Origin of the sequence: Halobacillus sp. K22 (genome assembly GCF_052246795.1) — a bacterium.
Classification (GTDB): domain Bacteria; phylum Bacillota; class Bacilli; order Bacillales; family Halobacillaceae; genus Halobacillus.
Genome location: NZ_JBQQCN010000035.1, coordinates 1 through 13,092, shown reverse-complemented (window position 1 = coordinate 13,092; position 13,092 = coordinate 1). Strand labels below are relative to the sequence as shown.

General features: G+C 42.8%; 10 protein-coding genes. All 10 read left to right on the top strand.

Annotated features, from left to right (window positions below):
* Window positions 1–14 precede the first annotated feature (14 nt).
* The 10 genes from mfd to ACTWPM_RS18770 all read left to right on the top strand — a co-directional run bounded on the left by mfd (window position 15) and on the right by ACTWPM_RS18770 (window position 12,567).
* On the top strand, window positions 15–3,554 hold the full coding sequence (mfd, locus tag ACTWPM_RS18815; protein ID WP_443134520.1) for a transcription-repair coupling factor: 3,540 nt from the start codon (window positions 15–17) through the stop codon (window positions 3,552–3,554).
* A gap of 1,012 nt (window positions 3,555–4,566) precedes the next feature.
* Entirely contained in the window at window positions 4,567–5,103 is a 537-nt protein-coding gene (gene spoVT, locus ACTWPM_RS18810; protein ID WP_263622777.1) for a stage V sporulation protein T, read from the top strand.
* A gap of 93 nt (window positions 5,104–5,196) precedes the next feature.
* Window positions 5,197–6,780 carry a putative polysaccharide biosynthesis protein gene (locus tag ACTWPM_RS18805; protein WP_443134519.1) on the top strand — a complete coding sequence of 528 codons (1,584 nt, stop codon included), beginning with the start codon at window positions 5,197–5,199 and terminating at the stop codon, window positions 6,778–6,780.
* Window positions 6,777–8,243 (top strand): nucleoside triphosphate pyrophosphohydrolase, encoded by a 1,467-nt coding sequence (gene mazG / locus ACTWPM_RS18800; RefSeq protein ID WP_443134518.1) that lies wholly within the window; start codon window positions 6,777–6,779, stop codon window positions 8,241–8,243. The genes ACTWPM_RS18805 and mazG overlap by 4 nt, the downstream gene beginning before the upstream one ends.
* A gap of 2 nt (window positions 8,244–8,245) precedes the next feature.
* A complete protein-coding gene (locus ACTWPM_RS18795) occupies window positions 8,246–8,503 on the top strand; it encodes an RNA-binding S4 domain-containing protein (RefSeq protein ID WP_041601495.1) in 258 nt (85 codons plus the stop codon).
* 786 nt (window positions 8,504–9,289) lie between these two features.
* Window positions 9,290–9,595 carry a sporulation protein YabP gene (yabP, locus tag ACTWPM_RS18790; protein WP_443134517.1) on the top strand — a complete coding sequence of 102 codons (306 nt, stop codon included), beginning with the start codon at window positions 9,290–9,292 and terminating at the stop codon, window positions 9,593–9,595.
* Window positions 9,592–10,182 (top strand): spore cortex biosynthesis protein YabQ, encoded by a 591-nt coding sequence (gene yabQ, locus ACTWPM_RS18785; protein WP_443134516.1) that lies wholly within the window; start codon window positions 9,592–9,594, stop codon window positions 10,180–10,182. Before yabP ends, yabQ begins: the two co-directional genes overlap by 4 nt.
* 16 nt (window positions 10,183–10,198) lie before the next feature.
* Entirely contained in the window at window positions 10,199–10,582 is a 384-nt protein-coding gene (locus tag ACTWPM_RS18780) for an FtsB family cell division protein (protein WP_443134515.1), read from the top strand.
* 75 nt (window positions 10,583–10,657) lie between these two features.
* Window positions 10,658–11,053 carry a S1 domain-containing RNA-binding protein gene (locus ACTWPM_RS18775; protein WP_224896015.1) on the top strand — a complete coding sequence of 132 codons (396 nt, stop codon included), beginning with the start codon at window positions 10,658–10,660 and terminating at the stop codon, window positions 11,051–11,053.
* 140 nt (window positions 11,054–11,193) lie between these two features.
* On the top strand, window positions 11,194–12,567 hold the full coding sequence (locus ACTWPM_RS18770; RefSeq protein ID WP_443134514.1) for an aspartate aminotransferase family protein: 1,374 nt from the start codon (window positions 11,194–11,196) through the stop codon (window positions 12,565–12,567).
* Window positions 12,568–13,092: the final 525 nt, after the last annotated feature.

Genomic DNA, 13,092 nt, shown 5'->3' with positions numbered 1-13,092 from the left:
TGGAGGAGTTCGTTATGCAAGGAATTAAAGATTACTTATACCCCCAGGATGATGTCCATTCAATCATAGAGGGCTTTGAATCAGGAATGAAGGAACAGATGGTTGCAGGATTGTCTGGAGCATCACGGAGTTTAATGATCTCCCTGCTTAAGGAGTCATTGGACCGCCCTGTCCTGCTTGTTACCCATCAATTAATTCAAGCTCAGCAATTATATGAGGACATGCAGGAACTGACGGAGGCCGGCCAGGTTCATTTATATCCCGTCAACGAACTGATCGCCTCTGAAATTGCAATCGCAAGTCCTGAATTAAGAAGTCAGAGAATTGAAGCCTTGAGCAACTGGCTGAAGCAAGATAAAGGGGTCCTTATCGTCCCTGTGGCTGCACTAAAACGTATCATGCCGCCGAAATCCTACTGGGAGCATAATCAGCTCCCTTTTCGTGTTGGAGAAGATATTGAACTGAACACGTATCTGGAACAGTTGGTAAGTATGGGATATGAACGTACTGAGATGGTTGCTACCCCAGGAGAGTTCTCCCTGCGAGGGGGGATCTTTGATATCTACCCGTTAACTGCAGAATTTCCTTACCGGATTGAATTATTTGATACCGAAGTAGATTCGATTCGAACGTTTGATTCTGAAACCCAGCGGTCGCACGATAAGCTGAATGAAGTTACGGTAGGACCTGCCACCGAATTACTGTTGCATAAGGAAGACTTTACGAGGGCCTATCATCGTTTAGAAAATGCTCTTAGTCACTCGCTGAAAAAATTGACCAAAGCAGATGCAAAAGAAACCTTAAACACATTTATCGAACAAGATTTGGATCGTTTGAAAAGCCATGAACGCTTTCAGGAAATGTATAAATATATAGGTTATTTTTACGAAGAGTCTGTAAGTTTGCTAGACTACCTTCCGGACAACGGGCTGATGGTTCTGGATGAGATGAGTCGTATTCAAGAAACCGCTAACCGTCTTGACCAAGAAGAAGCGGAGTGGCATCAAAGCTTATTAGAAGCAAACCAGACTGTCCGCGACTTGAATATCTCATTTGACTGGCAGGACACTTGGGCCAAGATGAAGCATCCTACGTTATATATGTCGGTTTTCATGCGGCATATCCCAAATACTCATCCTCAGAATGTAGTCAACATTTCAAGCCGGCAGATGCAGCAATTTCATGGCCAGATGAATTTATTAAAAAATGAAATGGATCGGTGGCAGAAGCAGGATTATTCGGTTATTATTCTAGCTCCTGACCACAACCGAAGTGAAAAGATCCAGTCGGTATTAGAGGATTATGAAATGGAAGCCGTTATCTCCAAAGAAGAAGACGTTAAGCTTCCTTTAGTGAAGCCGACAATTGTCACTGGTAATATCAGCAGTGGTTTTGAATGGCCCATGCATAAATTGGCGGTTCTGACTGAAAATGAGTTGTTTAAAACTCGCACAGCTAAGCCAAAACGAAAGCAGAAGCTATCCAATGCCGAACGGATCAAAAATTATCAGGAACTTAAAGTAGGAGACTATATCGTCCATGCCAATCATGGGATTGGTAAATACTTAGGGATAGAAACGCTTGAAATGAATGGCAATCATAAAGATTTCCTAATGGTTAATTATTCTGGAAATGACAAGCTTTATGTCCCAATCGATCAGATTGATCTTATTCAGAAATATGTTGGCTCTGAAGGGAAAGAGCCTAAAATATATAAGCTGGGCGGCAGTGAATGGAATAAAGTTAAACGGAAGGTTCAATCTTCTGTAGAAGATATTGCCGATGATTTAATTCAGCTTTATGCAGAGCGAGAAGCTTCTAAGGGTCACGCTTTCAGTAAGGATGGCGAAATGCAAAAAGATTTTGAGATCGCTTTTCCTTATGAAGAAACCGAGGACCAGGTTCGTTGTATAGAGGAAATTAAGGAAGATATGGAGAGAGTGCGCCCTATGGACCGCTTGTTATGCGGGGATGTCGGCTACGGAAAAACGGAAGTAGCGATCCGTGCCGCATTCAAGGCCATCTATGAAGGCAAGCAAGTAGCTATACTTGTACCTACCACCATATTGGCTCAACAGCATTATGAAACCCTTCAGGAGCGTTTCCAAGGGTTTGGCATTAATCTGGGATTAATGAGCCGCTTCCGTACGCGCAAGCAGCAAAAAGAAACGACAGACAGGCTGAGAAAAGGTTTAGTAGATATTATCGTGGGCACCCACAGAATTCTTTCCAAGGATGTGCAATTTAAAGATCTGGGTCTGCTGATTGTGGACGAAGAGCAGAGGTTTGGTGTGAAGCACAAAGAAAAAATCAAACAGCTGAAGCATAACGTAGATGTTCTTACATTAACAGCTACTCCAATTCCTAGAACTCTTCATATGTCCATGCTCGGTGTCCGTGATTTATCCGTAATTGAGACGCCGCCTGCCAATCGTTTTCCTATCCAAACATATGTCTTAGAATATAATCCGATTTTCCTGCGGGAAGCGATTGAAAGAGAGATGGCGCGAGGCGGGCAAGTCTTTTTCTTATTTAACCGGGTTGAAAATATTGAACGGATGGCTCAGGAAATCGCAGCTCTCGTACCTGAAGCCCGCGTAACATTTGCTCATGGACAAATGAATGAAACAGAGTTAGAGAATGTGATGTTCTCCTTCCTGGGAGGGGAATATGACGTGCTTGTCAGTACCACCATCATTGAAACAGGGGTCGATATTCCTAATGTAAATACGCTTATCGTTTATGACGCGGATCGTATGGGCTTAAGCCAGCTTTATCAACTCCGCGGCCGTGTAGGGCGTTCTAACCGTGTTGCCTATGCTTACTTTACCTATCAGCGGGATAAAGTACTGACGGAGGTAGCTGAAAAACGTCTCCAGGCTATTAAAGAATTCACGGAGCTGGGTTCAGGTTTTAAAATAGCTATGCGTGACCTTTCGATTCGGGGAGCGGGTAATTTACTGGGATCTCAACAGCACGGATTTATTGATTCCGTTGGTTTTGATATGTACTCTCAAATGCTGAAGGATGCCATTGAAGCGAAGAGACAAGGCAAAGAACCGGAAGCCGTGCAGCCGTTCCAGCCAGAATTGGATATGATGATGGATGCTTATATTCCTGGCACATATATTCAGGATGAAAAGCAGAAGATTGATATGTATAAACAATTCCAGGCAGTGGAAACGGTAGAAGACATTCATGATCTACGCGATGAATTGATTGATCGCTTTGGAGATTATCCGGAAGAGGTGGAAAACTTATTCAGAGCTTCTTCCATTCGTCTTTTTGCTAAACAGGCGCGGATCGAATCCATTACGGAGAAGAAAAGAAAGCTTGAAATGGTTATGGAGTCTGATCAAAGTCAGCAGATTGATGGAGCAAAGCTGTTTGAGTACGCTAACCAATACGGTCGTATTGTCCAGCTGGGCACAGAAGATAACCAGTTAAAAGTCACCTTTAAGTGGGACCGACAACCACAAGCAAAACGCTATGAGATCGTCGAGGAGTTCTTAAGTCAACTTCCGTCCATGGTTCGAGAAACAACAACAGCTTAACCAAACTATACACTTGAAAAGAGGTCTTCCAAGCAGGAAGACCTCTTTTTTTATAAAGAGGCTTATTACGCAAAGGGCCGTATACTGTAAGACTCAGTTTCGAGGTATCGGGTTACAATGAAGGTCCTGCGGGGGACGATTCGCTTTCCGTGGCCCTGCATGACGCAGGGTCGTTCGATGTTGCCACACGACGTGGCGTTCTTAATCGAACTTCCCCTTCGCTGAGCCTCCTCAAGCTACGCTCTCCGGGGTCTCACCGATCATGTTTATCCCACAGGAGTCTTCATCATCCCCCTCTTGACCTTGCCAAATCAGAAGCTCGAAACCACTTCAAACATCATATACGTAATGAGGAATTAGACCATGTGGTTTTCTACTTATTTTCAGGATGTAACTACCTGCAATAACATGTAATAGAAGCATTTAATCCAGATGAAGCAGGAGAATCTTTCTCTTCTAGAAGGGTCCGTTTTTCCTAATTATGTTGGGTTAGTGGGGAAATGTTGAGACTCCCATGGGAGAAGGAACTAGGTGAGATCCCGCAGGGAGTGAAACGAGCGAGGAAGCTCAGCGTTCCCCCATAGGAAAGTGTTCAAATGTGGAATCACCCTGAAAGACACGAACAGCATAAGCCGGGCATCAAAAGGGTGGTGATTTCTCCAGCCGTTGATGAACGGCTTATGTCTCGAGTGTCTGGGTGATGGAACAAGACGAGTCATTTCCCCACCAGCCCTCTTCCAGTTATAGTAACGGACCCATTTATCTCGAAACTGAGTCTTTCAGTATCGGGAGCTTAACTCTAAAATCAACACTGGAGTTTATCAAAGCCTCTTTTTAGACCATTTTCAAGTTAATATTTGCAAAAAAACGGAATTATTATAAAAAAATCCATACCAAGGGTGTATAGGTTTTTTATGCTGTACCATACTATCCTTAATCACCCGCTTATTCTCCATGCGCTTCAAAAGGATAATAACAGGAATATCATCACAGAAAGGGAGGCAGCATAAGAATGAAAGCAACTGGTATTGTACGCCGTATAGATGATCTGGGGCGTGTGGTCATTCCAAAAGAAATTCGCCGCACGTTAAGGATTCGCGAAGGAGACCCTCTGGAGATTTTTGTGGACCGCGAAGGTGAGGTTATTTTAAAGAAATACTCGCCAATCAGTGAGCTTGGTGATTTTGCAAAGGAATATGCAGAAGCTCTTAGTGAAGCCTTAGAAGTCCCTGTAATGATTTGTGACCGCGATGAGTATATAGCCGTAGCTGGTGTAACCAAAAAGGATTACCTGAACCGATCCATCGGTTCGAAAATTGAGCAGGTGATGGATACAAGAACGATGAGTTATGAGAAACACCCAGCACCGATAGAGTTTACCCGCGGCCAAGAAGAAGATGTCATTTCTTATATCATTCATCCTATAATCGCCCAGGGAGATCCCATCGGTTGTGTGGCAGCTTTCAATAAAGAAGGTTCACCTATCGAAGAAGGATCAAATAAAGCAGTTCAAACAGCAGCAAATTTCTTAGCGAAGCAAATGGAATAGGAGAAGGGTCAGGTCCGTAAAGGTAAAGGATCTGACCTTTTTGTATGATATAATGGATTCGTTTACTATCATACACGGAAGAAAGGTATATCTATGAGCAATCATCCATCCTCCTCTGTTCTAAAGGGGGCATTTATATTAACGGTTGCTGGACTTCTTAGTAAAATACTTAGTGCAGGTTATCGAGTGCCTCTTCAAAATATAACCGGAGACTTGGGTTTTTACATTTATCAGCAAGTTTATCCGATTCTCGGGCTCGCTATAGTTTTATCTCTCTATGGATTTCCTGCTGCAATTTCCAAGCTTGTTTCGGAAATCAGGGAAGAACAGCGTTCCCTTTCTATACCTTCCTTCTACCTCCCCGTCTTCTGCTGGCTGATGGGGATCTGTGGAAGTATATTTATAGTGGGTTTTACACAGGCTCCACTTATAGCGGATATAATGGGCGACGAAAAGCTTATTCCTTCTTTAAGATATGCTTTTTGTGTGTTTTTAATCGTCCCCTTTGTATCTTTGTTTCGAGGAGTATTTCAAGGAATAAATGAAATGAAACAGACGGCCGTTTCACAAGTAATTGAACAGATCATACGAGTCACCGTCATCATTTTGACAGCCGTAATAGTTATGAGACAAGGCAGCATGTATGCCATTGGAATTGGGGCATCTGCTGCTTCAGTCCTGGGAGCTTTAGGTGCTTTCATAGTGCTGTTGGCTTATTTTAAGAAAACAAATATCTGGACGTTTAAGCGCTGGTCATCATCCCTATCCTACATAAAACCCATTTTCTTTTATGGTCTGTTTATCAGTTTTAATTACATGCTTTTATTATCATTTCAAATGGTAGATGCTTTAACACTGATTCCAGGTCTGCGCCAAGCTGGAGTGGACCTGGAAGAGGCTCGGATCTGGAAGGGGATTTTTGACCGCGGTCAGCCTCTGATTCAACTGGGAACCGTACTTGCTTCTTCGGTCGCGTTAGCTTTAATTCCATCCGTTACAAGAACCCGTTTCATCAAAAATCGGAATGAAGTTGAAAGATACGTGTTTGCCGCAACCAAATTCAGTTTAATTATCGCTCTAGGGGCTGCGTTTGGATTAATTGTGTTATTCCCATTCATTAACCCCTTGTTCTTCCAAAATACGGAAGGGACTGGGCCGCTGAGAATGTTAATGCTCGTCATTATTTTTAGCTCGGTTTCCATCACCACCTCTTCTGTCCTGCAGGGTCTTGGTTATGTAAGTCATACAGCGGTGATAGTCATAAGCGGTGTAGTCGTTAAATATCTTATGAACTTGTGGCTGATCCCTCTATATGAATTAAATGGAGCCGCTTTAGCTTCGATAATAGCTGCTGCTTTTGTTTTATTTCTAAATATCGTAATCTTAGGGAAAGATTACTCAATAAGAAAATGGGCAGGGTTACCCTGGGTTTCTTTACTTGCTGCCCTGGCGGGAATGGCAGGATTGCTGGCTGCGGTCACTCGTATTACTGGCTATGACATTTTTGAGTCCAGCCGGTTCGGTCTCTTAATTTATACGTTAACGTTAACAGCAGCAGGAGCAAGTGTGTATTTCATACTATTGCTAAGATGCGGGGCCTTTTTCAGGTATGAAGTACAAGTCCTGCCTTTTCATAAATGGTTGATTCGATTACTTCCGAAAGGGATGAAACAATGAATAGAATTACTGTCGTGGGGCTTGGAGCAGGCGATCTGGACCAGTTGCCCCTTGGTATATACCGTTTACTACAGAAGGAAAACCAAACCGTTTTTGTCCGTACCGCTGATCATCCTGTCCTGCAGGATTTAAAAAAAGAAGGCTTAGATTTCGCTGGCTTTGATCATGTTTACGAACAAAAAGAACAGTTTGAAGACGTATATATAGAAATTGTTCGCGAGCTTGTGGAAGCAGCAAATGATCAGGACATTGTTTATGTTGTACCCGGGCACCCGATGCTTGCGGAAAAAACGGTACAACTCTTAATTGAAAAGAGAAAACAAGGAAAAGTCGAACTTCACATAGAAGGGGGTCACAGTTATCTGGATGCTGCATTCTCTGCTCTAGAAATCGACCCTATCGAAGGTTTGCAATTTTTAGATGCGACGGATTTGAAACGGGAGGAGATCCAGTATCTTAACCATATCATTCTATGTCAGGTCTCTGACGCCGGTGTCGCTTCTGAAGTAAAGTTAACGCTTCTTGAGGACTTACCTCCAGAATATCCTGTAACAGTGGTTACAGCAGCTGGCAGTAAGGAAGAGAAACTAGCAACCGTTCCTCTGGCAGATTTGGACCGAAGCATAAAGGTTAACAATTTGACCAGTGTTTATGTTCCTCCAGTAGACAAGCAAAAGCTCAACCATCAATTTGCTCGCTTAAGAGAGGTTATACGAATCCTGCGTGGTCCAGAAGGCTGCCCATGGGATCGTAAGCAAACCCATGAATCGCTGCGTAAATATCTGATAGAAGAAGCTTATGAATTTATCGATGCTGTAAACAGGCAAGATGATGAGCATATGGTAGAAGAATTAGGGGATGTCCTTCTTCAAGTTATGCTTCACAGCCAAATTGGAGAAGATGAAGGATTTTTCACAGTGGATGACGTAATAGTATCGGTAACAGAAAAAATGATTCGCCGTCATCCTCATGTATTTGATGAAGCCACCGCTGAAAACGCCGAGGAAGTAGTTACCAATTGGGAAGCTATTAAGATGGAGGAGAAAGGTGTAAAGCCAGTATCTATTCTCGAATCAGTGCCGGCTAGTTTTCCAGGACTTTTGCAGGCAGAGGAATTGCAGAAAAAAGCTGCCAAAGTTGGTTTTGACTGGGACTCCCCTGAGCCTGTTATTGAAAAAGTAAAAGAAGAGTGGGAAGAGTTTCAGGAAGCACGCCTGAACAAGGATCAGGAAGAGATGGAAAAAGAATTTGGAGACTGGCTGTTTGCCATCGCAAATCTAGGCAGGCACTATGGAATAAACAGTGAAAACGCCCTGCAACGTACGAATCAGAAGTTTAGAACTAGACTTTTCTCTATGGAGCAAGCCGCTGAAACAGGCGGAAAAACCCTGGCTGATTATGATTTAGAAGAGCTGGAGCAATTATGGGTGGATGCTAAACAAAAGCACAAAGGAGCGGAATAATGATGCGCTTAGATAAATTTATGAAAATTTCCAGACTGATTAAAAGACGGACCCTGGCTAAGGAAATCGCAGATCAAGGACGTATCAGCATCAATGGAAATCAAAGTAAAGCCTCAAGTAATGTAGATATTGGGGATGAGTTAACGATTCAGTTTGGTCAGAAGATTTTAACGATCGAGATTAAGTCGCTTAAGGAAAATGTAAATAAAAATGAAGCGGCGTCTCTGTATGAGATCAAAAAAGAAGAACCAGTCAAATAATGAAAGTACAAACCACTGCTTAATCACGCAGTGGTTTTATGTTTTTGCTCGGTGAAACATTTTGTTGAGTTTACATTAGAACCTTATTCAACAATAGGCCGTTTACTTTAGACTCAGTTTCGAGATATTGGTTATGAGGAAGGTCCTTCGGGGGACGATTTCGCTTTCCGGCCCTGCACGACGCAGGGTCGTTCGACGTTGCCACACGACGTGGCGTTCTTAGTCGAACCTCTTCTGTGCTGAGCTTGATCGGGCTTAACAGCCCTGCGGGATCTCACCGATCATGTTCATCCCGCAGGAGTCTACATCGTCCCCCTCCAGACCTTGCCAAATCAGCAACTCGAAACCACTTAATATATCTTCTTTGATGCACAAAATGAGCATGAGGATTTGTGATGCTATAAAGAGGGGGATAGCCTGTCATAGGAGCATTTAAGACCCGTTAAGATAAAGAGCACACTCTCTTTTGGCAGGGGCCGTTATTCTCCTGTGGCTGGGTTGGTGGGGAAATGACGAGACGGAGTGAAACGAGCGAGGAAGCTCACCGTTCCCCCATAGGAAAGCGAGTTATTTCCCCACCAACCCTTATCCATCTTACGTAACGGACCCAACTATCCCGAAATCAAGTCTTCCGGAAACGGGAGCTTTTCTTTCATAATCAACATGGACATTTAGCGGTTCCATGTGTTTTAAATCTAGAAATGTAAACTTCTCTTCTGACTGACTTTCCACGTTCTAAATGCCCCTTTCTTCTCATAGCTTGTACTAGAGAAGGAGGCGGTACAAATGGAAGGTTATGATAAAAACCAGAGCTTGCGCAGCCAGCCGCAAGTAGAGCATAATGTTAAAATATGGAACAGAAGAAACATAGAAATTTCAGGGGTTAAAGAGGTCGATAGTTTTGATAGTGAGGAATTCCTCCTCCAGACTTCTATGGGTTACTTAGTGGTCAGAGGCCAGAATCTCCAGATGAAAAACTTAGATCTCGACTCAGGTCTTGTATCAATCAAAGGGAAAATGTATGACATGTCCTACTTGGACGAGCATCAAGGGGAGAAAGCTAAAGGGTTATTTAGCAAGCTATTCAAATGACGCTTACCACACAATTCGTTACCATCCTTTCGATGATAGCTGGGGGGATATTTGTAGGGGCTTCTTTAGAAACATTTGAACGTCTTTTTCATAAAAGGAATAAGAAGAGCTGGTTTGAATTAATTTATCAGCTCGCCTTCTGGATTTTTCAGGCCGCTTTTCTTTTTTACCTTTTATATTTAGCCAACTACGGAGAACTGCGCGTTTATGTGTTTATAGCCGTTGTGTGCGGATACGCCGCTTATCGCGCCTTACTCCAGTCTAGTTACATGAAAATGCTGGAGGTATGGATCAAAGTCGTTACTTCTATCTTACGTGGAATAAAGAAAATATTCTTTAATTTAATATTTATTCCGTTGAAATCCATCTTCTTCCTAATTATTACTTTACTTATTGGTATTTTTAAGATACTTTTAAAAGGTATATTCTTATTATTTCTTGTCGCATTTTATCCAATTAAGGTTGTTTTTCGATTGATTTGGCGATTATTGCCGAAAAACACGAGAAATTACTTAAGGCGTTTAGCAGGGTTTTTGGATAAAATCAAGAATATAGGAATCAATTGGTTCAAAAAATTCCGTAAGTAAAGGAGGACGAACGTAAATGGCAAAAACAAAATCGGAGTCAGTAGCTCGCTTAGATTCTACATACATGAAGCACTACGATGCGTACATGGAAAGACATCAGAAAAAGAAAAAGCGACTCGTTCGCCGTCTTGTCATGTTTGCCCTTTTAGTGATGGTCGTTGCTGGCTCTATGGTGGTTTACCACGTCAACCAACAGTCGCTGTACGCGGAAAAGTACCAGAAGTACGAAGAACTTCAACAGGAAATGAGCACGTTGGAAAAAGAGAAAAAAGATTTGAATGAGGAAATCAAGCTTTTGAATGATGAGGAATACGTCCTGCAAATTGCCCGGACCAATTATTTCTACTCAAAAGAGGGAGAAATCATATTTAAAATGCCAAATGAAGACCCTTCATATTGACACCCTTTTCAAAGCTTATATATAATATGTAAGAAGGATATTTTTATCGAAATTTTAAGGAGGAGCATTTTTTTTATGTCAATTGAAGTAGGCAGCAAGCTGAAGGGTAAGGTAACAGGAATCACTAATTTTGGAGCGTTTGTTGAACTCCCGGAGGGGAAGACTGGTCTCGTTCACATTAGTGAAGTTGCCGACAACTATGTAAAAGACATTAATGAACACTTAAGCCAGGGCGATGAGGTGGAAGTGAAAGTCATTAATGTTGGAGATGATGGGAAGATTGGTTTATCCATCAAAAAAGCAAAAGAAAACCAACAAAGCCAGAGTCGTCGTCCTCAAAAGCCTCGTAAACCTGCTGAATCTTTCGAACAGAAGATGAATAGGTTTATGAAGGATAGCGACGAGCGTCTAGCATCACTGAAAAAGCACACGGAATCCAAACGTGGAGGTCGAGGTGCTAAAAGAGGATAGCTTGCTGTCTAGGACAATGAGTAAAAGATGCACGTTTTAATAAAAACCAGCTCCTTTAAAAAGGGGCTGGTTTTTTTTACTTTATTTTTGTGTTGCCAATATTGTGTTATTATAGCTTGAAATTAACCACCACAGGAGGATTGGCATTGAATAGAAAGGATTTTATATCAAACAACACAGCAACGTCCAGAGCCCTGCATAAAAAAGCGCAAGAAGTAATTCCTGGAGGGGTCACGGCTAACATAAAACATATAGATCCTCATCCAATTGTTATGGAGAAGGGGAACGGGAGTAAGCTCTATGATGTAGACCAAAATGAATATATTGATTATTTACTAAGTTATGGAGCTTTAATTGCCGGGCACGGACACCCCGCCGTTTTTGAGGCGGCTATAGGACAAATGAGAGAAGCGGGAACCACGATTTTTGGGACTCCTCACCGGCTTGAAACGATTATGGCTGAGAAGCTGGTATCTTTGTATCCTGGCATTGAAATGGTGCGTTTTACCAACTCAGGACTAGAGGCTACCATGCTTGCGATACGAGCGGCTATGGCCTATGCCGGTAAGTCAACGATTGCTAAGTTTGAAGGGCATTATCACGGCGGGTATGATCAGGTGCTCATGAGTGTAAATCCAGATCACGGAGCAGCAGGGGATCCATCTTCCCCAAATGCTGTACCCGAGTCTTTAGGAATTCCTGATTACTATCAACAAAATACAGTGGTCCTTCCTTTTAATGATTTAGAAGCCACTGAGAGGATTTTAAGACAGAGAGCGGATGAAATATCTGCAATCATCATGGAACCGGTACAGGGTGGTTTTATTCCTGCTGAACAAGCATTTATAGAAGGGGTAAGAGCTCTGACGAATGAGCTTGGTATCCTATTGATTTTCGATGAAGTTAAGACAGGTTTCCGGTTATCTCTGGGGGGAGCTCAAGAAAGTTATGGAGTGACACCTGATTTAACAGCACTTGGTAAAGTGTTGGGTGGAGGATTTCCAGTAGGAGCAATAGGAGGAAAAAAAGAAATTATGAATATTCTTTCTCCAGCTGGTTCGAGAGATATCTTAACAGCTGGAGCAGATCAGCGGGCGAAGCATGATACTTTATTCCATAGTGGTACATATAACGGTCACCCTACCGTTTTGGCTTCCGGTCTGGCTACTATTGAAATACTGGAGAAAGACCGCACGCTGGAAGACTTATTTGATAAAACCGACCGTCTCAGAAACGAGTTGGAAGAATTATATAAAGCTTATAACATCCCAATGCAGACGGTGGGACGCGGGAGTATCTTTAATATAATTCTGGCGGAGGGTTCTATAAAGAATTACCGTGATTTAAAGAAAGCAGACACTTCCCTAAGAAAAGAGCTGGATTACGAGTTACTAAACCTGGGAATCTATACGAAACCTCTTAACCGCTATTCCCTCTCCACGGCTCATAGTGAAGAAGATCTGAAGCGGACGGTAGAAGCTCATAAACAAGCGATTGAAAAAGTAGTGAAATGATGGTGGTTGGGTAAACCACTCTTTTTTCCACGAGCACTTGCTAAGGCAAGAAAACGTACGTGTTGTTTTTAAAGTTAAGCTCCCGTTTGTGGAAGACTCAGTTTCGAGACTTTTGTGAGAATTATGTCCTGCGGGAGACGATTTCGCTTTCCGTGGGCATGTGGTAAGCTTCCTCAGGCTTCGCCTTCGGGATCTTACCGATCATGTTCATCCCACAGGAGTCTTCATCGTCCCCCTCCGGACCTAGCGATATATGGAGCTCAAAATCTTGTTCGAAACTCCCGGTTTATGGTGGAGATAAACTTCTAACAATGAGCGTGTACGGTGGATAATTCACGCTATAAAAGCATTTGAGGCGGGTTAAACAGCTTCTAACGCCTATATAAGGGTCCGTTCGTTTTTCAAGCATAGGCTGGCGAAGGGAACGACGAGACTCCCGGAGCGACCGAGCATAGGTCGTAACTTATAGCGGGTGGGATGCCCGTCGAGAAAGAACTAGCCATTCACTCGTAGCGAGTCTTTGTG

Bases quoted from the DNA above. Each gene is read 5' to 3' on its own strand.
- mfd (WP_443134520.1), top strand. From the start codon at position 15: ATGCAAGGAATTAAAGATTACTTATACCCCCAGGATGATGTCCATTCA.
- spoVT (WP_263622777.1), top strand. From the start codon at position 4,567: ATGAAAGCAACTGGTATTGTACGCCGTATAGATGATCTGGGGCGTGTG.
- ACTWPM_RS18805 (WP_443134519.1), top strand. From the start codon at position 5,197: ATGAGCAATCATCCATCCTCCTCTGTTCTAAAGGGGGCATTTATATTA.
- mazG (WP_443134518.1), top strand. From the start codon at position 6,777: ATGAATAGAATTACTGTCGTGGGGCTTGGAGCAGGCGATCTGGACCAG.
- ACTWPM_RS18795 (WP_041601495.1), top strand. From the start codon at position 8,246: ATGCGCTTAGATAAATTTATGAAAATTTCCAGACTGATTAAAAGACGG.
- yabP (WP_443134517.1), top strand. From the start codon at position 9,290: ATGGAAGGTTATGATAAAAACCAGAGCTTGCGCAGCCAGCCGCAAGTA.
- yabQ (WP_443134516.1), top strand. From the start codon at position 9,592: ATGACGCTTACCACACAATTCGTTACCATCCTTTCGATGATAGCTGGG.
- ACTWPM_RS18780 (WP_443134515.1), top strand. From the start codon at position 10,199: ATGGCAAAAACAAAATCGGAGTCAGTAGCTCGCTTAGATTCTACATAC.
- ACTWPM_RS18775 (WP_224896015.1), top strand. From the start codon at position 10,658: ATGTCAATTGAAGTAGGCAGCAAGCTGAAGGGTAAGGTAACAGGAATC.